This is a genomic window from Paenibacillus glycinis (genome assembly GCF_009909185.1).
GTDB lineage: Bacteria > Bacillota > Bacilli > Paenibacillales > Paenibacillaceae > Paenibacillus_Z > Paenibacillus_Z glycinis.
In genome coordinates this window covers 16,968-38,992 of sequence record NZ_JAAAMV010000005.1, presented here as the reverse complement: position 1 = coordinate 38,992, position 22,025 = coordinate 16,968, and the positions used below count along the sequence as shown (strand labels likewise).

General features: G+C 56.3%; 21 protein-coding genes. 15 read left to right on the top strand and 6 right to left on the bottom strand.

Annotated features, from left to right (window positions below; all coding sequences use genetic code 11):
- Positions 1 to 2: 2 nt before the first annotated feature.
- The 6 genes from GT019_RS09990 to GT019_RS09965 all read left to right on the top strand — a co-directional run bounded on the left by GT019_RS09990 (position 3) and on the right by GT019_RS09965 (position 7,525).
- On the top strand, positions 3 to 1,094 hold the full coding sequence (locus tag GT019_RS09990; protein ID WP_161743008.1) for a glycosyltransferase: 1,092 nt from the start codon (positions 3 to 5) through the stop codon (positions 1,092 to 1,094).
- Positions 1,095 to 1,096: 2 nt separating this feature from the next.
- Entirely contained in the window at positions 1,097 to 2,368 is a 1,272-nt protein-coding gene (locus GT019_RS09985; protein ID WP_235947652.1) for an O-antigen ligase family protein, read from the top strand.
- Positions 2,334 to 3,440: a glycosyltransferase gene (locus tag GT019_RS09980; RefSeq protein WP_161743006.1), complete on the top strand. Its 1,107-nt coding sequence runs from the start codon at positions 2,334 to 2,336 to the stop codon at positions 3,438 to 3,440. Before GT019_RS09985 ends, GT019_RS09980 begins: the two co-directional genes overlap by 35 nt.
- A gap of 29 nt (positions 3,441 to 3,469) precedes the next feature.
- On the top strand, positions 3,470 to 4,606 hold the full coding sequence (locus GT019_RS09975; RefSeq protein WP_161743005.1) for a glycosyltransferase family 4 protein: 1,137 nt from the start codon (positions 3,470 to 3,472) through the stop codon (positions 4,604 to 4,606).
- A gap of 34 nt (positions 4,607 to 4,640) precedes the next feature.
- A complete protein-coding gene (locus tag GT019_RS09970) occupies positions 4,641 to 6,056 on the top strand; it encodes a sugar transferase (protein ID WP_161743004.1) in 1,416 nt (471 codons plus the stop codon).
- Between the two features lie 119 nt (positions 6,057 to 6,175).
- Positions 6,176 to 7,525 (top strand): glycosyl hydrolase family 28-related protein, encoded by a 1,350-nt coding sequence (locus tag GT019_RS09965; protein ID WP_161743003.1) that lies wholly within the window; start codon positions 6,176 to 6,178, stop codon positions 7,523 to 7,525.
- A gap of 28 nt (positions 7,526 to 7,553) precedes the next feature.
- Here the strand turns inward: GT019_RS09965 and GT019_RS09960 are convergent, their stop codons facing one another.
- Positions 7,554 to 8,882 (bottom strand): glycosyl hydrolase family 28-related protein, encoded by a 1,329-nt coding sequence (locus tag GT019_RS09960; protein WP_161743002.1) that lies wholly within the window; start codon positions 8,880 to 8,882, stop codon positions 7,554 to 7,556.
- 82 nt (positions 8,883 to 8,964) lie between these two features.
- Here GT019_RS09960 and GT019_RS09955 point away from each other — a divergent pair, with 82 nt between their 5' ends.
- From GT019_RS09955 to GT019_RS09945, 3 genes are all read left to right on the top strand, one after another.
- Positions 8,965 to 9,528, top strand: coding sequence for a VanZ family protein (locus GT019_RS09955; RefSeq protein WP_161743001.1), 564 nt, complete (start codon positions 8,965 to 8,967; stop codon positions 9,526 to 9,528).
- Positions 9,529 to 9,566: 38 nt separating this feature from the next.
- The gene (locus GT019_RS09950) at positions 9,567 to 9,923 is read left to right on the top strand and encodes a GNAT family N-acetyltransferase (RefSeq protein ID WP_161743000.1); all 357 of its coding nucleotides are present in this window, start codon (positions 9,567 to 9,569) and stop codon (positions 9,921 to 9,923) included.
- A 346-nt stretch (positions 9,924 to 10,269) separates the two neighbouring features.
- On the top strand, positions 10,270 to 10,710 hold the full coding sequence (locus GT019_RS09945; RefSeq protein ID WP_161742999.1) for a hypothetical protein: 441 nt from the start codon (positions 10,270 to 10,272) through the stop codon (positions 10,708 to 10,710).
- 50 nt (positions 10,711 to 10,760) lie between these two features.
- On the opposite strand, the gene GT019_RS09940 is transcribed toward GT019_RS09945, so the two are convergent.
- Together GT019_RS09940 and udk are read right to left on the bottom strand one after the other, a co-directional pair.
- The gene (locus GT019_RS09940) at positions 10,761 to 11,180 is read right to left on the bottom strand and encodes an ester cyclase (protein WP_161742998.1); all 420 of its coding nucleotides are present in this window, start codon (positions 11,178 to 11,180) and stop codon (positions 10,761 to 10,763) included.
- Between the two features lie 62 nt (positions 11,181 to 11,242).
- The gene (gene udk / locus GT019_RS09935) at positions 11,243 to 11,890 is read right to left on the bottom strand and encodes a uridine kinase (protein ID WP_161742997.1); all 648 of its coding nucleotides are present in this window, start codon (positions 11,888 to 11,890) and stop codon (positions 11,243 to 11,245) included.
- A 373-nt stretch (positions 11,891 to 12,263) separates the two neighbouring features.
- Between udk and htpG the strand changes: the two genes are divergently transcribed.
- The gene (gene htpG, locus GT019_RS09930; protein ID WP_161742996.1) at positions 12,264 to 14,156 is read left to right on the top strand and encodes a molecular chaperone HtpG; all 1,893 of its coding nucleotides are present in this window, start codon (positions 12,264 to 12,266) and stop codon (positions 14,154 to 14,156) included.
- Positions 14,157 to 14,282: 126 nt separating this feature from the next.
- Here the strand turns inward: htpG and GT019_RS09925 are convergent, their stop codons facing one another.
- From GT019_RS09925 to GT019_RS09915, 3 genes are all read right to left on the bottom strand, one after another.
- A complete protein-coding gene (locus tag GT019_RS09925) occupies positions 14,283 to 14,921 on the bottom strand; it encodes a hypothetical protein (RefSeq protein ID WP_161742995.1) in 639 nt (212 codons plus the stop codon).
- 112 nt (positions 14,922 to 15,033) lie between these two features.
- Positions 15,034 to 15,579, bottom strand: a complete 546-nt coding sequence (locus GT019_RS09920) for an RNA polymerase sigma factor (RefSeq protein WP_235947575.1) — start codon at positions 15,577 to 15,579, stop codon at positions 15,034 to 15,036.
- 201 nt (positions 15,580 to 15,780) lie between these two features.
- The gene (locus tag GT019_RS09915; RefSeq protein ID WP_161742994.1) at positions 15,781 to 16,197 is read right to left on the bottom strand and encodes an HIT family protein; all 417 of its coding nucleotides are present in this window, start codon (positions 16,195 to 16,197) and stop codon (positions 15,781 to 15,783) included.
- A gap of 257 nt (positions 16,198 to 16,454) precedes the next feature.
- On the opposite strand from GT019_RS09915, the gene GT019_RS09910 reads away from it, so the two are divergent.
- The 5 genes from GT019_RS09910 to GT019_RS09890 all read left to right on the top strand — a co-directional run bounded on the left by GT019_RS09910 (position 16,455) and on the right by GT019_RS09890 (position 21,820).
- Positions 16,455 to 17,123, top strand: a complete 669-nt coding sequence (locus GT019_RS09910) for an MgtC/SapB family protein (RefSeq protein ID WP_161742993.1) — start codon at positions 16,455 to 16,457, stop codon at positions 17,121 to 17,123.
- 276 nt (positions 17,124 to 17,399) lie between these two features.
- Complete coding sequence (locus GT019_RS09905) at positions 17,400 to 18,521, top strand: phosphodiester glycosidase family protein (protein WP_161742992.1); 1,122 nt, start codon at positions 17,400 to 17,402, stop codon at positions 18,519 to 18,521.
- A gap of 267 nt (positions 18,522 to 18,788) precedes the next feature.
- Positions 18,789 to 19,574: a polysaccharide deacetylase family protein gene (locus GT019_RS09900; RefSeq protein ID WP_161742991.1), complete on the top strand. Its 786-nt coding sequence runs from the start codon at positions 18,789 to 18,791 to the stop codon at positions 19,572 to 19,574.
- 5 nt (positions 19,575 to 19,579) lie between these two features.
- Positions 19,580 to 20,092: an acyl-CoA thioesterase gene (locus tag GT019_RS09895; protein ID WP_161743137.1), complete on the top strand. Its 513-nt coding sequence runs from the start codon at positions 19,580 to 19,582 to the stop codon at positions 20,090 to 20,092.
- A gap of 150 nt (positions 20,093 to 20,242) precedes the next feature.
- Entirely contained in the window at positions 20,243 to 21,820 is a 1,578-nt protein-coding gene (locus tag GT019_RS09890) for a copper amine oxidase N-terminal domain-containing protein (protein ID WP_161742990.1), read from the top strand.
- Positions 21,821 to 22,025: the final 205 nt, after the last annotated feature.

The window sequence follows — 22,025 nt, the reverse complement described above, 5'->3', positions numbered from 1 at the left end:
ACTTGAAAATTGCTTATCTCATCCACTGGAACGAAGGACCGGAGAGCGGAGTCTACAAAAAAGTCGCCAACCAAATGAGCGAGTGGAAAAAGCTCGGACACGACGTGACCTTGTTTCTCTTTACGCATAACGACCGGCACGAATGGTCGTCCGCATCCTCCGGCATTCCGGTCGTGGTGCAGACGTATCGCGGCTTTCGAAAACGGTTCTCCGAATTCCGAAAGCTCGTCAAGGCCGTTGAAGCCTGGATGCCGGACGTCATCTACCATCGCTTCGATCTGTACTATTACTCGCTCCCCTACCTGCTCAAGAAATTCCCTTCCGTGCTCGAAATCAACACGAATGATTTAACGGAAATGCGCCTTGAGATGAATTTCCGCTATTACTATCACCTTTGGACGCGCGGGAAAGTGCTCGCGGCGGCCGCCGGGTTTGTGTTCGTCAGCGGCGAGTTGGCGGAAGAAAGGCATTTTAAGCGTTACGTCAAGGATCGTATCGTGATCGGAAACGGCATCCATTTGGATTCCGTGAAGCCCGTGCGGCCGGCGGACAACGAGTATCCCCGTTTTGTCTTTATCGGTTCGTCGGGACAATCCTGGCATGGCGTGGATGTCATCGCCGAACTGGCGGCCGTGCGGCCTCTGTGGCAATTCGATCTGATCGGCGTCAATCGCGCGGAGCTTCCGGAGCCTGTTCCGGCCAACATGGCGTTCCATGGCACGATGACCAAGGAGCACTACCAGGGCTTGATGGACCGGGCGGATATCGCGCTCGGCACGCTTGCGCTATATCGCAAGCAAATGGACGAGGCTTCGCCGCTCAAGGTTCGCGAATATTTGGCCAACGGACTCCCCGTAATCATCGGCTACCGGGAGACGGACTTTCCCGACGCGGCAGCGGCGCCGTTTATTCTCGAGCTGCCCAACAAGCCGGGAAGCATTTCGGCAGCGATGGGGAAAATCGAGGATTTCGTACGCATTTGGACGGGGAAGCGGGTGAACCGCGAAGCGATTCGGCATCTCGATACCGGAGTCAAGGAAGTGATTCGCGTCGACTATATGCGGCATATCTCGGAAAAAGGTGAACGAACGTGAGCATGTCCACGATCTTGATTCTCCTGCTGTTTGCCGCCATGGTTCTGTTCTTTATTCAATGCGTCACGGAGCTGAACCTGCAAATGGATGCCGGTTACGTATTCGGGTTCAGCATTTTCTTTGATCTGATCGGTCACTTCTATAAATTGTACGTGCCGGGCAACTCGCTCTTTCTATTGCTTGCGGTTCCCGTATTGCCCGTTCTGTATTGCCTGTTTCAACGACCTACGGATTCATGGGACATCGTCAAGGATCAAGGGATTTGGCTGTGGTTTCTATTCTTCGGATACAGCATCGTGTCGCTCAGCTGGGCGGTCAACGACTCGAGCGGATTGGTAAAGGAACAGATTTTGTTTATTCACGGCGTGATACCCGGTGTTTACACTTACATCGTATACAAGAAATACGGGAAGTTTTCTTGGACCGTGGTTGCTTTATTCGGATTGGCTTACGCGATCGCGCATTTGGCGCTAGGCGGCTATACGGCGGAATATCCGGGCAGATTGACGCTGCCGGGCGGAAATCCCATCTTTGATGCCAGAATGTCGCTGATCGCCGTCGCGGTTTCATTATGGGGCAGGAATATTCCGTTGTTCGTTCGCTTGGTTACGATTGGCGTCGCCATGACCTCCGCGATTTATACGCAATCCAGAGGGCCGCTCGTGGCCTTTGTGATCGCTAACCTCATCGGGCTTCTGATAATCGGGGTAAATAAGTACCGGAAGGGCGAACTGAAGGCGTACTATAGCTATTTTCAATTGGCGTTTGTTGCGATCATCGTGAGCGGCATTGCCGCTTCATTCTTCACGACGCAGATTACGGATTGGATCGGCGGCAGCCGATTCGCGGTATTGGTCGATAAGGGGCAGCTGGAGGGCGACGATAATTTTACGGGCCGTCTGGATCTGCAGCTCAAAGCTTTGGGCAAATTGGAACAATACCCGTATTTCGGTACAGGCCTGGGCGGGAATACGCCGACCGTCGCCCGCGATTTTCCGCACAATATCGTGCTGGAAATCGGCAGCGAATTGGGCTTCGTCGGCCTCTTTCTCTGGGGCCTTGCATTAACGGTCTCCATGTGGGCCGTCAAACGCAACACGATATTGGTCGTATTGCTCCTCCAAACGCTGGGCTCGGCGCTGGTTAGCGGCGATTTCGGCTTTAATTACGAATATATTTTGGTAGCTTTCGTCTCGTTGGCTTTTCTGCCTAAGAGGGAAGCGAGAGGGGCTGGCAATAATGAAAAGGCTGCTGTACCTAATTACAGGGCTTGATTACGCGGGAGCGGAAAATCAAGTCATTCAATTGTGCCGAGGATTTCGGAATAAGGGCTATACGGTCCAACTCGTCAGCATGCTGAAGCCGGCGGCCTACCTGGACGAGCTGGCCGAGCTCGGCGTCGAGGTGAAGACGCTGGACATGAATAAAGGCGTGCCCGATCCGAGAAAGATTTTTTTGCTGAAGCGCATGATTCAAGCGTTTAAACCGGATATCGTGCACAGCCATATGGTGCATGCCAATTTGATCGCTCGCATTACCCGCCTTTTCGTGAAAATGCCGCTCTTGATCTGCACGGCGCACAATATTAACGAAGGGGGCAAGTTAAGAGAATTTATGTACCGCATCACCGATCCGCTATGCGATCTGACGACGAACGTCAGCCAGGAGGCGGTAAATCGGTATATCGCCATTAAGGCGGCGCCCGAACATAAAATCGTCTTTATGCCGAACGGCATCAATTTAACCAAGTTCTCCAGCAATGATTCGGATTACGCCGCAATCAGGGCGGAGCTCGGATATGCCGACGAATTCATCTGGCTTGCGGTCGGCCGCTTCGTGCCCGAAAAAGATTACCTCAACATGGTGACGGCGTTCTCGGAGATTCGAATGGAGTTCGGCTCCTGCAAGCTGCTGATAGCCGGCGTGGGGCCGGAGCGGGCTGCGGTCGAATCCCTGTGCCGGCAGCTTCGCGTTGCCGAGCATGTCCGTTTTCTCGGCATTCGAACGGATATTCCGAGGCTGATGAACGCCGTGGACGCGTATTTAATGTCCTCCAAGTGGGAAGGCCTTCCAATGGTATTGCTCGAGGCGGCGGCAAGCGAGCTCCCGATTGTCGCGACCGACGTCGGCGGAAACAAAGAGGTCGTCATCGACCATTTGAACGGCTACCTTGCCGCGGCCGCAGATACGGAAAACTTGGTACATAACATGAGGAAACTCATGCTGCACTCCGTTCCCGAGCGGAAATCAATGGGGGCAAAGGGCAGAGCCCATGTCATCAAGCATTACGATATCGACGCAATCATTAACGGATGGAGCAAGATTTATGAGAAAACAGGCAACTAACGCCGGATGTCCGAAAAGGGATGATACCGATGAGAAGTAAAAAAGTCGCTTACGTGGCGACCGTTTATGCCCATCTGGCGGCCTTCCATTTGCCCTTCATGAAAGATTTGCAAGCGCAAGGATTCGACGTGCACGCGTATGCGAGTCCGGATCACCGGAAAGAGGCGTTGATCGCGAATGGGCTGGAATGCCGGGATATCACGTTCAGCAGAAATCCGCTGGCGTTCGGAAACATCCAGGCGATCCGGGCGTTGACCGAGCGATTCAAAGCGGAGGATTATGACTTGATTCATGTCCATACGCCGAATGCGAGCGTGGTTTGCCGGATTGCCGCTTGGCTCGCCGGTTCGCGGCAGGTTGTCTATACGGCGCACGGCTTTCATTTTTTCCGTGGCGCGTCGCGGGCGAATTGGCTGCTCTACTATCCGATCGAACGGCTCATGGCGAGATTTACCGACGTGCTGGTCACGATTAATAAAGAGGACTACGACCGGGCGTTGAAATTTCCGGTTCGGGGAGAAAGCGCCTATATTCCGGGCATCGGCGTGGAGCTTGCCCCTTTCCGAACGAACCTTGCCGAGCGATCGAGGAAGCTTCGCGCCGAGCTCGAATTATCCGAGGAGACCTTGATCGTGCTGTGCGTGGCGGAAATGAACCGCAACAAGAACCAAGGGCAGCTGCTGCGCAGCATTCGAAAGTTAACGGATGCGGGCATTCCGGTCGTCGGCGTCTTCGCAGGGACGGGAGACGCGGAAGAAGCCTACAAACAGCTGGCGCGGGAACTGCACATCGAACCGCAAACCCGTTTCCTGGGCTTTCGCAAAGACGCTGCCGACCTCATCTGCTTAGCCGACATTCTCGCTTTGATGTCGCATCGCGAAGGGTTGCCGAAGGTGTTATTGGAAGGCTTGGCGGCAGGCAAACCGATGGTGGTGACGCAGGTCAGGGGGAACAGGGATTTGGTCAGCGACGGCGATAACGGTTACGTGGTTCCGGTAGGGGACGTGGATGCCACGGTTGCTGCCATTCAGGATTTGTATCGCAACCCGGAGCGCCGGGATCAGATGGGGCGCAGCAGTTACCGGCAGGCGGACGGGTACTCGCTTGACGTTATTAAAGAAAAGCTTCATGCGATTCATGCGAAAGTCATCGATCGCAAGGGCTGACCGATGCGACGGAGAGCGGAAAGGAGAGATAACGTTGATTAAGCTGTTTCGTTCGAGTAGCGCCAAATGGCTCGTTTTCCTTGCGGATTGCCTCTTTATTTACGTGAGCTATTGGCTCGCGTATTCGATCAAGTTTCATAATCGCGTACCGGCGGAAGAGTGGAATTCGTATCTGCATTACGCGCCATGGTTGGGCGTCCTCATGGGAGGCACGTTCTACTTCTTCAATCTGTACGATATGTCCGGAAGACAGAAGCTCGGCAAATACAGGTTCAATCTGGTACTCGCCCACCTGGTCATCGCGGTGGAATTGATCATGCTCAGTTACTGGTTCAAGGGCTTCATCCTGCCGAGGAGCATTCTGATTATCGGGTTTGTCCTGGGGCTTTGGTTTACGGTCGGACTCCGCCATCTCTTCTACTATATGCAGTCGAAGGCAATCGGCAAGAAGAGAGCGCTCATCGTAATCAAGGACCCCAAGCGGGATCTGGCGATCGTCGAGAAAGTCCAACGGCAGGGAAATACCTGGTTCGAGATTCAAAAGGTATGCATTTTGCCCGACGATAATCAACGCGTGGCCGGTGCGATGCTGGATGAAATCGACGTGCTGATTCTAAACCACGATATTCCTTCGCAAGTCCGGATCGAGCTCATCCGTCAGGCCGGCGTCAAACAATTGGAAGTCGTGATGATACCGGATTTCTACGAATTGTATCTAACGGGCGCGGAGCCCCAGCAGATCGATGATCTATTGGTGTATTCCATTATGCCGCCCCGCCTGTCGTTATTCGAGCGGTTCGCCAAGCGCGCGATCGATCTCGCCATCGCCACGGTGCTGCTGCTGATCGCGTCGCCCGTGATGGTATTGATGTTCATCGTAATCCCGACGACTTCCAGAGGGAAGGCGCTTTTCGTTCAGGAGCGCGTCGGGCTGCACGAGAAGCAATTCAACCTGATGAAGTTCCGCAGCATGGTCGATAACGCGGAGAAGGGTACCGGACCCGTGCTGGCGCGCGACCGCGATCCGAGAATCACCCGACTGGGTCAATTCATCCGCGCGACCCGCATCGACGAGCTGCCGCAATTGATCAATGTCATGCGCGGCGAAATGAGCCTGGTCGGCCCGCGTCCCGAACGGGAATTTTTCATTACGCAGTTCAAGGAAGAGCTGCCGCATTACGGCTATAGGCTGATGGTTAAGCCCGGTTTGACCGGACTTGCGCAGGTAAGAGCCAATTATACGACGATGCCTTCGGATAAATTGCGCTACGATCTGCTTTATATCAAGAACTACTCACCGATGCTGGATTTGAAAATCCTTTTCCAGACCATCATGGTCGTGCTGCAGCGAGAGCAGTCCAAAGGCGTACTCGCGGATCAAGCCGCCGATGCGACGATTGAGCATTTGATCGTGGACGCGCAGATGGAAATGGCTTCATCCAAAGACTAGAACGAATCCGATCGCGTCAGCGTTCGTTAAGAGTAGGGGATTATATGGGGAAATGGGTCACCTCTAAAAGAATGCTTCTGGTATTGCTCGTCTTGACTGTACTCGGAGGCGCCGGAGTCGTGTATGATGCCGTCGGCCGAAGAGCGCCGGTTCGGGCGGGAACGCAAGAAATCAACAATTATCCCGATGCCGTGAACGTATTGGATGTCGGCGCCAAAGGGGATGGCGTCGCGGACGATACGAAGGCCATTCAGGCGGCGATTAATATGGCTGCGGCGCGCAAGCAAATCGTATATCTTCCGATGGGGACCTATCTGATCGACCCGTCGACGCCACTCCTGCTCTCTTCGGATACGAAATTATACGGCGACGGGAAGGAATCCAAGCTCTTGGCCAAGCCCGGGGAATTCGGCTGGACGTTGGTGTACCTGTCGGGCAAACGTATCGATGTGCGGGATCTGACATTCGACGGGAATCGCTTGGTCAACCGCGTGCTGGTACTCAAAGCGGGAAGCGCCTCGGTCAACGTGAAGAACGCGGTCGTCACCGGGGCGACCCAGTCGGATGAGGCAAGCAGTCAATTCTACGGTCAAACCGTGTCGGGGATTACCGTCTACGGGAATACCGAGTCCATCGTCTTCGATCAGTTGGAAGTGACCGACATTCACGCCAAGCACGGCACGACGGGAAGCCCCGTTGCCCGCGGAATCGCGATCACCTCTACCTGGGGCGCCAAGGAGACCGTCGCGAAGCAAGTTACGATCAAAGACAGCTATATCCATGACGTCGGCCCTGCCGACAACGGGGACTGCATCTATTACGAGGATTTGAACCGGGCAACCGGTCAAGCGGCGGAGACGGGCAGCCAGATCGTGAATAATCGTTTCTATCAATGCGCCAAACGCGCGATTAACCTATTGGCGAACGGCATCACGGTTCAGGAAAACGATATTCAGAATTCGTATACCGGCAATAATTATTACGTAGGCAAGAACGCCGGCAAAGCCGCTCCGGACATGTACGCGGGCATCAGCATACACGCGGACAACGTGACCATCCAAGATAACAGCTTGGTCGGAGAGGGCAGCTATTACGCGGGCATCGAAATCGGCAGCTACGATAAAGTGAAGAACGCGACGGTGGTCGGCAACAAGATTGTCATGGGCAAGAAAAGCGATCTCACGGATAAGACGGCGATCCGAATCGGGAATGCGGATACCTACAAAGTAGATTCCAACCAATTGGAGAACGGCGCCAAAGGGATCTGGACATGGCTGAGCACGAAGAACGGCAGCATCAGCAACAACTACATAATCATGCCCGCCGGGGGCGGGATCGAGCTGTCAACCTACCTCAAGGATCATCACCAAACCAACGTCAATTGCTCGAATAACCAAATCAAGGCCTATTCGTACGCGGTTCATAACAGCAGCGAGAACGTACAAATCACGCTGCTCGGCAATAAATAAGCGTAGCCTCGGCTACGCTTTGCGTTGTTTATTCCACGATGATGCTGTGCTGCCTGGCCATGATCGTATTCTGGGTTACTTTCACGCTGGGGTACAGCTTTTTCTCGGGATTGGAGAAACGCACGCCGAAGTCGACCGCATGGATGGTGTTGTGGGCAATGATGCCGTTCTGATCAAGCGTTAGCGGAGAGAAGACGCCGGTCTGCATGTTGGACACGGCGTTGCCCATAATGAGGAAATCGTGGATGCGGCCGATCCGGATCCCGTTCGAGTCTTTGATTTTCGCCTGCTTGCCGTTGGAAATGGTATTGTTCTTAATATTAATATGGTGAAGCGTGCCTTGGTCGGCCTCGATGGCCGCATAATAACAGCCCGTGCCCTCGATCAGATTACCCTTTACGGTGACGTTATCGGCGTAAACGGATATGCCGGCGAACATGTCCTGCGGCAAAGGCGTATCGTTCGGAAATAGATAGGCATTGTCGTTCAGGTATGAATTCATGATGTGGTTATTCGATACCACGACTCCGGGAGCGGCGATCTTGATCGCCCGTTTGGCCACGTGGTCGAAGGTATTGTGATCGACCAAAGAATTGCTGTTCAAGGAGCCCGGGGGCTGCTCGTCAAAATGAATGCCGTCCGCATCCTCCCGAGGCGTAATATTGGAAATGCTGTTGTAGGTAATGTTCACCCGTTGGGCGACCGGCAGATGCTCTTCCGCCAAAACCATGATGCCGCGCGCAACTGGATTGCGATGAATCGCACGGACATGATCGATCGTCGAATGATCGATGATCACGTCGGAAGTCTGGCTGTATATCAGGATCCCGGAGACGAGCGCGCTATAAAGCGGGCTATCCGTGTCCTCGGATTGGCTGATGTTCCGAATCGTGCTGTTGACTACCTTGACTTGCGAGGATCCGGAATGGATGCCGATTCCCCGAATGATGCTGTCGTTTCCTTCTATCGTGATGCCGTCGATGACGATACGGCTTCCCATAATAGACAAGGTTTCATAGCCGAACGCGTACGAGGAAGAAAAATTGTGCATGGAGAGCGTCGGATTATGGATGCCAAGCAGTTTGACATTGCTTTTGACCACGAGGGATTGCGCCAGGTCAATGCGGTAAACCCCGGGCGGCACCACGACGATGCCTCCGCCGGGCCGGGAAGCGACGAGATCCAAAGCCGATTGAATAGCGGCGGAATCATCGGTGGCGCCGTCGCCGGCGGCGCCTGTCTCCTTCACGCTGACCGAGTAGACTTCGGCGACGGGGGCTGCGGCATGGAGCGGCTTGCCGTCGAGAATAAGGACGAGCAGTAAAGCGATAACGACCGAGCATGTTCTGAATTTCATGAATCGCACCTCAAGTAATTAGCATGGCTGAATGAAAGGATAGTCGCAATATCCGACGCGGGATCGACAGTGAGGTGATCGAATGATAGGAATTAAGCTGGGCTTCATCCTGATGGCAGCCGTAACGGTACCTCTTGCCGTAGTCGTAAACCTGATTCGGAAGCGAAAATTGGACAATCATGTCATTGCAATAATCATTGTAACCTATTTTACGGCGGTTGTTGCAGTGACTTTTTTTCCGATTCCGATTCATGAACGGCTGCCGGGAGGGAATGGATGGCATGAGCATGACGCGGTAATAAATCTCAAACCATTGGCGAGTATCATGGATTTATGGCGTGACGATCCTTTACGGGAATTCCTTAAGAACGTAATCGGGAACGTTTTGCTTTTCCTGCCCTTCGGCATGATCGCGAGCTGTTGGCGGATCAACAAGAATAAATGGATTACGCTGTGCTTCGGCGTATTGATATCCTGCGATATCGAGATCGTGCAGCTGTTTCTATCCGATGCCCATCTTATTATGCAGCGAACGGCGGATGTGGACGATGTATTGCTCAATGTGACCGGCTTTGCGCTGGGACAAGCGATTACGCCGATCGTGCTGAAGCGGGTATCAAAACCGTCCGCGCGGGGTAATGAATAACAAGATCAGGTATCTGACTGCGCTGGAGGTGGACCTGCATGAACGGGGACCAAGGGGAAGTACGGCCGGAGAACGTGCCGGCGGAAGACATTATCGCGGAGAAGCACGGCAACGGGTATATTTTGAAAGGCGTGGGCGGTTCGATCGGCGAGATCACGTATAAGCTGGTGGACGTGGACACGTGGATCCTGGACCATACGTACGTCGATCCGCGCTACCGGGGCGGCAGTCTGGCGAAGCAGCTGCTGAACCTCGTCGTCGACGAGGCGCGGGAGAAGGGCCGCAGGATCATCCCGGCCTGCTCGTACGCGCTCGCGCAGTTCAAGCGCAACCCGGAGTATGCGGACGTGTGGGAGCGATCCGAGAAGGAAGCGGATTATTCGGATCATGCGTAGGGTGACGCGCGCGGAGCTCGGATAAGGATGACCAGGCACGCAGCGGAATAGGCGCCGGAGGGACAGCATGGGCTGGCCTTCCGGCGCTTTTTGGCGGTTAAGTTATTTTATGGAGTCAAAGACGATGATCTGGCTGAATGATGTTAGGAATCCCGCAGGACAGTCACATCATAATAGTGTTTATGCAACGCTAGTGAAAGTATGCAAATGATATACTGAAGGCAACTTTGCGTCAAAAAACTAACTACAACATTTAAGGTAGTTAGAGCAGCAGTGCTCAGCTTGATAATAATTTTGCTGATAACAATAGTAAAGCATTAAAGTGCATAAAAAGGAGTTTGATAAAATGGAATATAGTATAGGTGCTTACAAACATAAAGATGGAACCATTCTTCTTATTCCTTTTGCTTTTGATCAAGATGGAGTGAGAAGAAATCTAAACATACCTAGAATTTATAAGTTACCATACGATTTAGGTGGCATAGGGCATGGTATTAATGAGTGTTTAGAATTTTCAAAAATGAGGTATAGCCTAGAAGATCTGATGCAACAGGTTTTTAAAATAGTTACTGGAGAAGGTAGCTATTCTAAGTTTTCTAAGAATAGATTAAGAGCGGACGTTATCTTAAAAGAAAAAATTGGTTATAGTTTTGAGCCTATGAAAAGATGTAATGATGGATCCTATGAAGGAATGGAGAAGGAAGAGAAGAAAATTGAAAAAAACTTGCAGACGTCAAACATTGACCTAGGTGAATCACTACTAAAAGTATTTGAGTTATGTCGATAAGCGGTTAAACAGTACTGGTTCTGCTCCTCAGTTGATTTCGTAGCTGTTTGTCACTCAGCGTTCCGCTCCAACTGCGTCCGAATTCCCTGCCGGTCGATCTGGATCCAGTACTCCGCGATCTTCCCGTCCGCCACGCGATAGACCGCGCTCGCGATCTCGACGACCGGCTTGCCCGTCGGCGCGAAGCCGTCCGTCTCGCCGACATGGGATCCCGTCTGCCGCCAACGCACGTAGACGCGGTCGTCTTGGGCGATCAGTTCTTCGACGACGATGGCGAACGGTCCGTAGACTTCCTGCATCTCGCGGACATGCGCCGCATAATCCGCGGGCGAACGCTCGACGGTAACCTCATTCTCCGACGTGACTTGATGCGCCAGCACCCGCTCGGCCATGAAGAGATGCGCCGCGTCCGGATTCAGTCCGGAACGCACCTGTTCGAAAAATCCCCTTACCGCGTCGGCTGCGCTCATCCCGCCGGCCTCCTTTTATTTCGCTTATTCTTTCAGCTATTTCTCTTATTTTAGTTGTTCTCTTATTTCTCGGCGCCGTCGCCCGCGGCCGTTCCGCCGTTCTTCAAATATTTCTCCGTCAGCGTCGTCAGCAGCTCGATGCCGATCTGGTTCTCGCCGCCTTCGGGAATGATGATGTCCGCGTATTTCTTGGACGGCTCGATGAACGCCTCGTGCATCGGCTTGACCGAGGTCAAGTATTGATGGTGAATCGACTGGATGGTCCGGCCGCGCTCTTCGATGTCCCGCAGCACGCGGCGGAGAATGCGTACGTCGGGGTCGGTGTCGACGAACACCTTGATGTTCAGCAGCGCCCGCAGGTTCTCGTCCGAGAGCACGTGCAGCCCTTCGAGGATGATGATCGGATTCGGCTGGAGGCCGACCGTCTCGGTCTTGGAGCGGGCATGGGCGGCAAAGTCGTACACCGGCGCCTGCACGGCCAGGCCGTCCCGAAGCCGCTTCAAATCCGCGATCAGCAGCTCGTTGTCGAACACGAGCGGATGGTCGTAGTTCAGCGCCTCGCGTTCGGAAAACGAGAGGTGGGGATGATCCTTGTAGTAATTGTCCTGCGAGATGAACGTGACTTCGCTCGTGCCGAGCTGTTCGATGACGGAGCGCGCGACCGTCGTTTTGCCGGAGCCGGTGCCCCCGGCGATCCCGATGATAAGCATAATGCAAAGCAGCCTCCTTGGCGGTGTTCAATCCTCGTATTGTAGCATAATTTCGGCTCTCATTTCATCCCGCCTCGGCGATGCACTTTTTGTCAGGCGCCATGGACGCACCGGCGTCGGGCCGGCATGGACGTCTGCGCGGCAAGCGAAGTCAGCGGCGGCGCAGGCGGCGAAAACAGGACGACTCGGCATCGCGGCGAGGAGGAGGCATGCGCGAAACTTTGACAGCGTAAACAATTAACGCGATTAGCGAGATTTCTGCGCGTTCGGACTTGAGCCGAGCCTATGAAATATGCTATAAATGGAGTAGCGTTAGCACTCCGATGATTAGAGTGCTAACAAACTTAATCCTTTGGGGAGGGCATTCCGTAACATGGTGAAGCAAGAGTTCAAGGCAGAGTCCAAACGACTGCTGGAAATGATGATCAACTCCATTTACACGCAGCGGGAGATTTTCCTGCGGGAACTGATCTCCAACGCAAGCGACGCGATCGATAAAATCTACTATAAGGCGCTGACCGACGATAACATCGCGTTCAATGCCGCCGACTATTTCGTTAAAATCACCGCCGACAAAGAGAACCGCACGCTGACGCTCGCCGACACCGGCATCGGCATGACGCGGGAGGAGCTGGAAACCAACCTCGGCGTCATCGCGAAGAGCGGCTCGCTTTCCTTCAAGAAAGAGAACGAGAGCAAAGACGGCCATAACATCATCGGCCAATTCGGCGTCGGCTTCTACGCGGCGTTCATGGTGGCGGACCGCGTCACGGTCACGAGCCGCGCGCTCGGCAGCGCCGAGGCGTTCCAATGGGAATCCGAAGGCGCGGACGGCTATACGATCGTGCCGGCGGACAAAGCCGCGGTCGGCACGGAAATCGTGCTGCACATCAAGCCGAACACCGAGGACGACAATTACGACGAGTTTCTCGAGGAGTACCGCCTTCGCGCCATCGTCAAGAAATATTCCGACTTCATCCGCTACCCGATCAAGATGGATATCAAAGGCCAGCGTCCGAAGGCAGACGCCGCCGAAGGCGCGGAGCCGGAGTTCGAATCGTACGTCGAAGAGCAGACGATCAACAGCATGGTGCCGATCTGGCGCAAGAACAAGAGCGAGCTGACCGATGCCGACTACGAGCAGTTCTACCACGAGAAGCGCTACGGCTTCGACAAGCCGCTGAAGCATATCCACATCAGCGCGGACGGCGCGGTCGTCTACCGGGCGATCCTGTACGTTCCGGAGAGCACGCCGTTCGACTACTACACGAAGGAATTCGAGAAGGGCCTCGAGCTGTACTCCAACGGCGTCCTGATCATGGACAAATGCGCAGACCTGCTCCCGGACTACTTCAGCTTCGTGAAAGGCATGGTGGATTCCGAGGACCTGTCCCTCAACATCTCCCGCGAGATGCTGCAGCATGACCGCCAGCTGACCCTGATCGCGAAGAACATCAAGAACAAGATCAAGAGCACGCTGCTCAGCCTGCTGAAGGACGAGCGCGACAATTACGAGAAATTCTACAAATCGTTCGGCCGCCAGCTGAAATTCGGCGTGTACGGCGACTACGGCATGAACAAGGACGTGCTGCAGGACCTGCTGCTGTTCCATTCCTCCAAGGAGAACAAGCTGGTCTCGCTGGACGAATACATCGCCCGCATGCCGGAAGACCAGAAATTCATCTACTACGCGTCCGGCAGCTCCATCGAACGCATCGAGAAGCTTCCGCAGACGGAGCTCGTGTCGGACAAAGGCTACGAGATTCTGTATTTCACGGACGACATCGACGAGTTCGCGATCAAGTCGATCATGACGTACAAGGAGAAGACGTTCAAGTCGGTCTCGAGCGGCGATCTCGGCATCGAGCCGGACGCGGACGACGACAAGCCGGAAGCGGAAGAAGCGGGCAGCAAGGCGCTGTTCGAGCAGATGCAGACGCTGCTTGGCGGCAAAGTGACCAAGGTCAAGGCGTCCAAGCGCCTCAAGAGCCATCCGGTCTGCCTCACGAGCGAGGGCGAGCTGTCCATCGAGATGGAGAAGATCCTGAGCGCCATGCCGAACAACGAGAACGTGCATGCCGAGAAGGTGCTGGAAATCAACGTGAACCATCCCGTGTTCCAGTCGCTGAAGGAAGCGGCGGAGAAGGACAACGAGAAGCTGAATCTGTACACGCAATTGCTGTATAATCAGGCGCTGCTCATCGAAGGCCTGCCGATTCAGGATCCGGTGGCGTTCACGAACGATATCTGCAAAGTGATGGTGTAAGGCGTAAGGACACCGCCTAGGTAACGACAACTAAAACAAAGACGCCGAGTTCACCCTGCGAGGGTAAGCTCGGCGTCTTTGTTATGTTGCCCGGGGAGCATAGCGCGGGACGGGGCATAGGGTCGGTTAAGACGAAACGTTGGTGGCAAGCAAGCTGCCGGACGCGTCCAAGCCTTGAACCGTAAGCCCGCTGCCGTGGAAGCCGGTCTTGGCCATGGCGAGTATCCAATATGCGTAGCCGTCCGAATCGCGCTTGATGGCCGTCGTTTCGGCGACTGCGCGGTTCTGCTCGTCGACGATCCGAATCCGGCTGATTCGCGGATCGAAGCTCACGCCGAAATAGAAGGAACGCGGTTTGAATTCCAGCCAGACCGCTGTCAGTTGTGGAACCGCTTGCGCGCTGATGGGGTCTCCGATCTTGAGGGTGTAGTCGGGAGCGAAGGCGTAGCCGGAGGTGTGCTCCCATTGCCGCGATTCTCTGGAGAACGCGTCCCCCGCCAATGACAGGCCCCGGTAACCGTTGATGTCCATGAATCTTCGGGTGAAAATGACTTTGCTGTCGGTGCCGTTCGTTTGCTCGAACACAATTTCGTTCTGGGATGCCGGATATCTGGCGTCGATCATGGTCTGCCATGTCCGGCCCGACTGGTCCCGGGCTGACTGCACGGCTTTGCGCTCGTGCAGCTGCTCGAACGGGAGACGCGCAAGCCCGATTAGTATCGCCACGCCAACGGTAGCCGCCCCGTACGTTGCCCATCCGCGCAAGCCCGAGTTTCTCCGCCCGGCTAAAGCCCGGAAATGAATGCTTGCTTTCAATGCGGGACGGAAAGCCGCGCCTTGTACCGGATCCCCTCGCAACGCTTCGTACCAAGCCGGGTCAGTTGAGCTCATACAGCATCTCCTCCGTCAACATCAGGGATAGTTTCTTGCGTGCACCGAACAGCCTGGATTTCACGGTGCCTTGCGGGATTTTCAGCACATCGGCAATTTCCGGGAGCGACAGCTGGTATTTGGCATGCAGTACCAGCACCTCCCGGTATTTGGTCGACAACCTCAGTACCTGCCCCCATACCTCGTTCGTCGCTTCCTGCTCGAGGAAGGCGTGTTCGGCGGAATGCTGCTGTTGCCTGGGGGTAACCACATCCATTAACAGGACTTTTCGGACGAAGGCCGTTTTGCGGTAGTTGAGGCTGATGTTGCGCGTGATTTTCAGCAGCCAAGTTCTGACGGATGACGCTCCCCGGAACGAAGCGATTTTGAGGTAGGCCCGCAAGAACACGTCTTGCGCTACGTCGTCGGCCATCGCACGGCTTCGGGTCAGCGAATAAGCGAAGCTCCAGACGTCTTGTCCATAGCTTTCCATCAAATCTTCCAGTATGCGTGCGTCCATCTCAACGATGTACTTCAAGTACTCCTCGCTCAATCTTCTCACCTCTATAGATATAGACAACGGAGCATCCGGATTGGTTCGCTTACGGGATGGTTGGTTGCCAAGCGGCCTGCGACGTGAGCTTCAAAATGAAGGCGACAGCCTCCGCACGAATCGTGCCTCGCACAAGGAGCTGCGTATTAGAGGCCTATGCCGCGATTGGCTCGCCCGGCATAGGCGGAGCCGGCATCGCTCTTATTGCGCCAGGAGCGCCGCGATCAGCTTCGCTCTCGTCTCCGCGAGCCGCCGCTCCGCGCCGTGCGCCTGGAGCGGCTCGCTCCAGGAGAATCCGTCTCCTTCATAACGGGGGATGAGATGCATGTGATAATGGCCGAGGTCGTTGAAGCGGCCGCCGTTTTGGCAGACGGCGATGCCGTCCGGGCGGAAGGCCTGCTTGAGCAGGACGGACAGCTTCTTCGAGGCATCCATGACGGCATGCGCCGCCTCGGTATCCAACTCCTCCACATCCCGATAATGCCGCTTGGGCAAAATGAGCAGATGGCCTTCGTTGAAGGGAGCAATATCGAGCACGCAGGCGACATGTTCGTTCTCGTACACGACGTTAACGCCGGGCTCGGTTCCGTTCGCGATTCTGCAGCCGAGGCATTCCATGGCAGCGCGCACCTCCGTTTCGGTTTATCGGGTTCTTCCGCGATGGCAGCGGATCGGATCCCCGCGTCCACTGCATACGTTCATTTCCTAATCATACCTCCCGGGCCCGGCGCATGCACTCGCTTTCTCGGCGCGTTCGTTCCCCCGAATGGAAGCCGCACGACGATGAAACTGCGTACTCGGCGTGCGCATGTCTGAGGGATGTTTGAATGGCTGCAATCGGGCGTACATATAGAGGATGGAGGGAGGCAGGGGAAATGGAATACGTTATGCTGCTGAGAGTTGTCGTCGCGGGCATTTGCGGCCTGCTGATCGGGTACGAGCGCAAGAGCCGGATGAAGGAAGCGGGCATCCGGACGCATTTCGTGGTGGCCGCGGGCGCGGCGCTTATGATGGTGATTTCCAAATACGGCTTCAAGGACCTGCAGGGCGGCACGAGCATCGCCCTGGATCCCTCCCGGATCGCGGCGCAGGTCGTGAGCGGCGTCGGCTTCCTCGGAGCGGGCATGATCTTCATGCAGCGGCAGACGGTCAAGGGGCTCACGACCGCGGCCGGCATCTGGACGACGGCCGGCATCGGAATGGCGATCGGCGCGAACTTGTACGTGCTCGGCATCGGGGTGACGGTGCTGATTCTCGCCGCGCAGAAGCTGCTGCACAGCGGTTTCGGCTGGGTGGCCTCGCCGAAGAGCGAGCAGCTGGCCATTCGGCTTGCCGACGAGGACGGCGCCATGGACGCCCTGCAGGCCGCTCTCCGGGCAGCGGGCATCACGGTGCTTCAGTTCCGCGCGGAGAAGGCGGGCGACGGCGATTCGAGGGAACTGCAGCTCGAATTGACGCTCAAGGTGCCGGCCGCGAGCGAGGCGGAGAAGCTGCTGCCGTTGATCCAGCGGGTGCCGCAGGTACTGAGCGTCGACGTGCAGTGAGCTTTGAGGGTTGCAGGGAAAGGGGAGCCGTCGGTATGCGGGACCTGTTACCTAAGCGGCGCGAAGTTCCGCACGCGCGCAAGCCCAAGCGATAGTCGTTGCCGCGCTGGCGAATAGGCAGCGTTTGCCATCCGCCGTGCTTCCATCATTTGCACGGCGGATTTTCATATTCTCTTAAGATATCGGGCGTATAGTAGATGGATGAACGGCGAGGCGATAAGGCCTGTTCTGTTTTCGCGCGAAGAATCGCAACTACGACCTACAAAGGAGAAGCGCATGAGTATGCAAACGCAGGCTCCCTTCGAGCCTACCTATAGAAGCAAACGGCATAAGCACATGAAGAAGCCCAGACGGTGGAGAAGACGGTTAGCGATAGCATTCGCGGGCGTCGTGGCCGTTATACTGGGCGGAACCGGCTGGTTCTACCTCACGCCGTCGGGGTCGGACCTTCGCTATATGATGGCGGACACGCTCATCACGAGCCAGCACCGGTACTTGGCCAAATACTTGATCGGCCAGAACGAGCTGGACCGCCGCGTCGCGGATTACACGAAGAAATTCGACGAGATGGGGCAGATCAAGGACGAGCATAACGTCGATCTGGCCGCGCATCCCGCGAGCGACGTGCAGCTGGAGCGGATCTCGACCGCGAAGTACAAGGGCTACATCATGTACGTGCACGATCCGAAAATGATCCGCGTCGCCACGACGAACGTCATCGGCTCCGGCGAGACGGTGCTCAGCATGGTGAAGCGCACCGGGGCGATCGCCGGCGTGAACGGCGGCGCGTTCGATGACCCGAACTGGGACGGCAACGGCTTCAAGCCGGCCGGCATCGTCATGTCCGGCGGCAAGGTGCTGTATAAAGGCGACGGCATGCAGGCGTCCGTCAACGTCGTCGGCATCGACCGGGACGGCCTGATGGTCGCCGGCCGCTACAAGCCGCAGCAATTGCTGGACATGGGCGTCACCGACGCCGTCACGTTTCAACCGAAGTTTATCGTTAACGGCAAAGGCTTGATCAAGAACGAAGCCGACGGCTGGGGCATCGCGCCGCGAACCGTCATGGCGCAGCAGAAGGACGGCACGATCATGTTCGTCGTCATCGACGGCCGCCAGCCGGGCTATTCCGTCGGCGCGACGCTGTACGACATCCAGAAGCTGCTGATCGCGCGAGGCGCCGTCACGGCCGCGAACCTGGACGGCGGCTCCTCGACCGTGCTCGTCAAGGATGACGCCATCGTGAACAAGCCCTCGAGCAAGTACGGCATGCGCTACCTGCCGTCCGCGTTCCTCGTGTTCGACCACCCGGAGAAATTCGATTCGGGCAACATCTGGAGCGGCATCGACATGGAGCATTTCGATTCCTCGAAGCCGCGGACGCAGACGGCGTCTTGATCTCGGCCATCGTTTGGCGCGATTCCAACGCCCAATGGCTTTCAACGCAAAATGCACTCGGTCATTCATCAAGCAAGGTCCCATCGCTTTCGGCCATCATGCAAACAAGGAACGCCCTCGGGCGTTCTTTTTTATGCCCGCCTCCCCCTGCCGGCATGACGCCGAGCCTTCCCGGATACGGCCGACTTCGGCATAAAATGCCGGTCGCCAAGCCATAGTAAGAGTTGATTGCATGTTCAGGTTCCGATTCGCCAAGGGAGGAGCAGTATGCGGCATTATTTAGGGCGGTTAGTGGCCGTCGCGCTTTGCGTCGTCTTGCTCTGCGGGTTTCAGATCCCCCGGAAAGACCGGCATTTCTACGAAAGCCGAGGCGACATCATCTGGGAATTGCCGCTGGAGCGCAAGGAGCTGGCGCTGACGTTCGACGACGGCCCCGATCCGGGCACGACGGTCCAGATCCTCGACCTGCTGAAGCAGTATCATGCCAAAGCGACCTTTTTCGTCATCGGCTACCGCGTCGAGGAATATCCGGACATCGTCAAACGGGAGGTCGCGGAAGGGCATGAGGTCGCCAACCATACGTTCAATCACGTATTCTTCACCAGAGGGGTCAAGTCCGACACCATCCGTCGGGAAATCGCGCGCACGGACCGCGCGCTTGTCGAGCTGACCGGCAAGAAGCCGTTCCTGTTCCGTCCCCCGGGCGGTTACTACAGCGACGCGATGCTCGACGTCGCCGGCAAGCTCGGCTATACGACGGTCCTGTGGTCCTGGCATCAGGATACCGAGGACTGGCGCAGCCCCGGGGTGCGGCATATCGTCAACAAAGTGCTGAAGAACGCGCGTAACGGCGATATCGTGCTGCTGCACGATTACGTATCGGGATCCTCCATGCATACGGTGAACGCGCTGCGCATCATCCTGCCGGAGCTCGAGCGAAGAGGCTATCGTCTCGTGACCGTATCCGAACTCATAGCGGACAAAACAGGAGAATTGCTTCCGGCCTCGAACTCTTCTTATAGAAATTCCGATTTTTCTAAGAGAGCGAAGTGAACCGCATGGAAGCCAAATTCATCCGCGAAACGCGCTGCTTCAAAGTATCCCGCGTGTTTCCGACCGACGTCAACAATCACAATACGCTCTTCGGCGGCAAGCTGATGTCCTATATCGACGACATCGCCTCCATCTCCGTCTCCAAGCTGTGCCGGGCCACGGCCGTCACGGCATCCACGGACTCCGTCGATTTCCTGTATCCGATTCGGCCGAGCGACTCGGTCTCGCTGGAATCCTTCATCACCCACACGGGGACCAGTTCGATGGAAGTCTTCGTGAAGGTCATTCGCGAAGACATGAACAGCGGCAGCCGCGCCATCGCGGCCACGGCGTTTCTCACCTTCGTCGCTTTGGACGACAACAACCGTCCGATCCCCGTGCCGCAGGTCATTCCGGAGACGGAAGAGGAAAGGAAGCTGCACGAGACGGCCGAATACCGCACGCAGCTGAGGAAGCACCGGCGGGATGAGAGCAAGAAATTCGCGGATTATTTGCTGACGAAGTATCCGTGGGAGTAAGATCGCCGCTATGCCGCCGGCCCCGCCGCATCCTGGATGCGGCGGGGCTTGTTTCGCTTGCCAAGAAACCGGTGGACGCCGATATTCATTTATGGTAAAACTTCATAGAAAAGGGAATTTACATGACGTTCATACGTTGGGGGAGACACGATGAAACACCAGGCAACCAAGGCATTATACCGCGTATTATTGCTGGGACTGGCAGGCATGCTGACGCTCTTCGCCAGCTTGCCTGCCGCCGAAGCGGCGCCTGCGCCGAACTCGCGGACCGCGAACGCGCCTATCGCGGTCGTGCTGGACCGCCAGCCGCTCAAGCTTGCCAGCCCGCCGGTCTTGATAGCCGGCAAATTGATGTTTCCGGCTAAAGCGTTTTTCGATGCGGCGGGCGTTTCTTTCCAAGCGAAAAACGGCCAGATTACCGCGGTTCGCGGATCCGTTCAAGTGCAAGGCAAAGTAGGCTCCGCCAAGGCGGTTAAAGGCAAGCAGACCTTCGTGCTCCCCGCCCCGCCGATCGTGCAGGCCGGCCGTACGTACGTGCCCGCGAAGTTCGTTGCGCTCGTCTTGGACAAGGACGTCGTATACGCCGCGGGCGCCAAGACCGTTACGATCGGCTACTCCGAGCGGCAAGTGCTCGGATTCCAGAAGCTGCTGTTCGAGGCGGCCCGTAGCGGGGATGCCGCCACCGTCGAGCTGATGATCGGCCGCGGAGCCGAAGCGAACAAGAAGCTGCCGACGATTTTCCTCGATAATACGGCATTGGATTACGCGCTGCTGTTCAATCGGACGGAAGCCGCGCGCGTGCTGCTCGAGCATGGGGGGACATACGCGGCGAACCGCGTGTTCCAAGTGGTGCTGAACGGCAATGCGGAGCTGATGGAGCTGCTTCTCGCCCATGGCCTCGATCCCGATACGACGCTAGGTCCGCCGCAGGAGGACAAGCTGCTGACGACGGCCTGCGGCACGATTTGGTCGATAAATCCGGACAACACGGAAACGGTGATCGAGCCAAGCGCGCAGATCGTCAAGCTGCTGCTCGATTACGGCGCGGATCCGTCGATGGACGATTCGCTTTCGAGAGCGGTACAAGCGCACAGCTACGAGGTCATTCAGCTGCTGCTGCAGCATGGCGCAGATCCGTATCGGCCGGATTCCTACGGCGCTTCGGCTTACGAGAGGGCTCAATCCGAAGGCATACGCAGCTGGCTGACGCTCGGCGCCAATCCGGCGATTCCGCACTTATCGATCGCGGACGCAGCCGGTCGGCCGGTACTGGACGGCAGACTGACGATCGAGTCCGGCAGCTCCGCCTACGGCCGCACCGACGTGCATTGGTCCGGTTCGGCAGCCTACTTCGATGTCCCGGACGGCGATTACGGATTAACCGCGGTCGGGCGTTGGGGCGCTTCTTACGTGCTGCCGGATACCGAGCTTCGCGTTTGCGAACGCAAGGCGGACCCCGGCTTGCTCCGTCTGCCGGCGCTCAACGTGAACGCGGTGATCGCCAAGGCCGACGGGGAAAACGGGATGCTGAGCATCAACGACCGCAACGGCAATTTACTGACGTTCGTGGAAGTGGACGGCGGGAAATTCGGCTTGTTCTTGCCTCCGGGCACGTATGAAGTGGGCCGGTACGTTTCGCCGGGCGGGGATGTAGCGTTGACGGGGGATACGAGCATTACGATACCGGAGAACGGCGGCGTTCAACAGTTGAAGCTGAGCAAGCCTTGATAAACGCCAGGAAGGAAGACGTCCAGCAAGCGGGGCGTCTTTCGTCGTTTCGCGGTTCCGTGCCGCGGAAGCTTTCAGCAAACAATCAGGTCCGGACTCGGCTGTGAAAGCGGGATGAAAAGTGCCGCCGTTGTTCATGAATGTTCCCGAGTCGCAACGCGAGAACGGCCGGAGCTGCCGGAGGAGCAGCGACCATGGCGCGAGA

Bases quoted from the DNA above. Each gene is read 5' to 3' on its own strand.
- GT019_RS09985 (WP_235947652.1), top strand. From the start codon at position 1,097: ATGTCCACGATCTTGATTCTCCTGCTGTTTGCCGCCATGGTTCTGTTC.
- GT019_RS09980 (WP_161743006.1), top strand. From the start codon at position 2,334: ATGAAAAGGCTGCTGTACCTAATTACAGGGCTTGATTACGCGGGAGCG.
- GT019_RS09975 (WP_161743005.1), top strand. From the start codon at position 3,470: ATGAGAAGTAAAAAAGTCGCTTACGTGGCGACCGTTTATGCCCATCTG.
- GT019_RS09960 (WP_161743002.1), bottom strand. From the start codon at position 8,882: ATGAAATTCAGAACATGCTCGGTCGTTATCGCTTTACTGCTCGTCCTT.
- GT019_RS09955 (WP_161743001.1), top strand. From the start codon at position 8,965: ATGATAGGAATTAAGCTGGGCTTCATCCTGATGGCAGCCGTAACGGTA.
- GT019_RS09950 (WP_161743000.1), top strand. From the start codon at position 9,567: ATGAACGGGGACCAAGGGGAAGTACGGCCGGAGAACGTGCCGGCGGAA.
- GT019_RS09945 (WP_161742999.1), top strand. From the start codon at position 10,270: ATGGAATATAGTATAGGTGCTTACAAACATAAAGATGGAACCATTCTT.
- GT019_RS09940 (WP_161742998.1), bottom strand. From the start codon at position 11,180: ATGAGCGCAGCCGACGCGGTAAGGGGATTTTTCGAACAGGTGCGTTCC.
- udk (WP_161742997.1), bottom strand. From the start codon at position 11,890: ATGCTTATCATCGGGATCGCCGGGGGCACCGGCTCCGGCAAAACGACG.
- htpG (WP_161742996.1), top strand. From the start codon at position 12,264: ATGGTGAAGCAAGAGTTCAAGGCAGAGTCCAAACGACTGCTGGAAATG.
- GT019_RS09915 (WP_161742994.1), bottom strand. From the start codon at position 16,197: ATGGAATGCCTCGGCTGCAGAATCGCGAACGGAACCGAGCCCGGCGTT.
- GT019_RS09910 (WP_161742993.1), top strand. From the start codon at position 16,455: ATGGAATACGTTATGCTGCTGAGAGTTGTCGTCGCGGGCATTTGCGGC.
- GT019_RS09905 (WP_161742992.1), top strand. From the start codon at position 17,400: ATGAGTATGCAAACGCAGGCTCCCTTCGAGCCTACCTATAGAAGCAAA.
- GT019_RS09900 (WP_161742991.1), top strand. From the start codon at position 18,789: ATGCGGCATTATTTAGGGCGGTTAGTGGCCGTCGCGCTTTGCGTCGTC.
- GT019_RS09895 (WP_161743137.1), top strand. From the start codon at position 19,580: ATGGAAGCCAAATTCATCCGCGAAACGCGCTGCTTCAAAGTATCCCGC.
- GT019_RS09890 (WP_161742990.1), top strand. From the start codon at position 20,243: ATGAAACACCAGGCAACCAAGGCATTATACCGCGTATTATTGCTGGGA.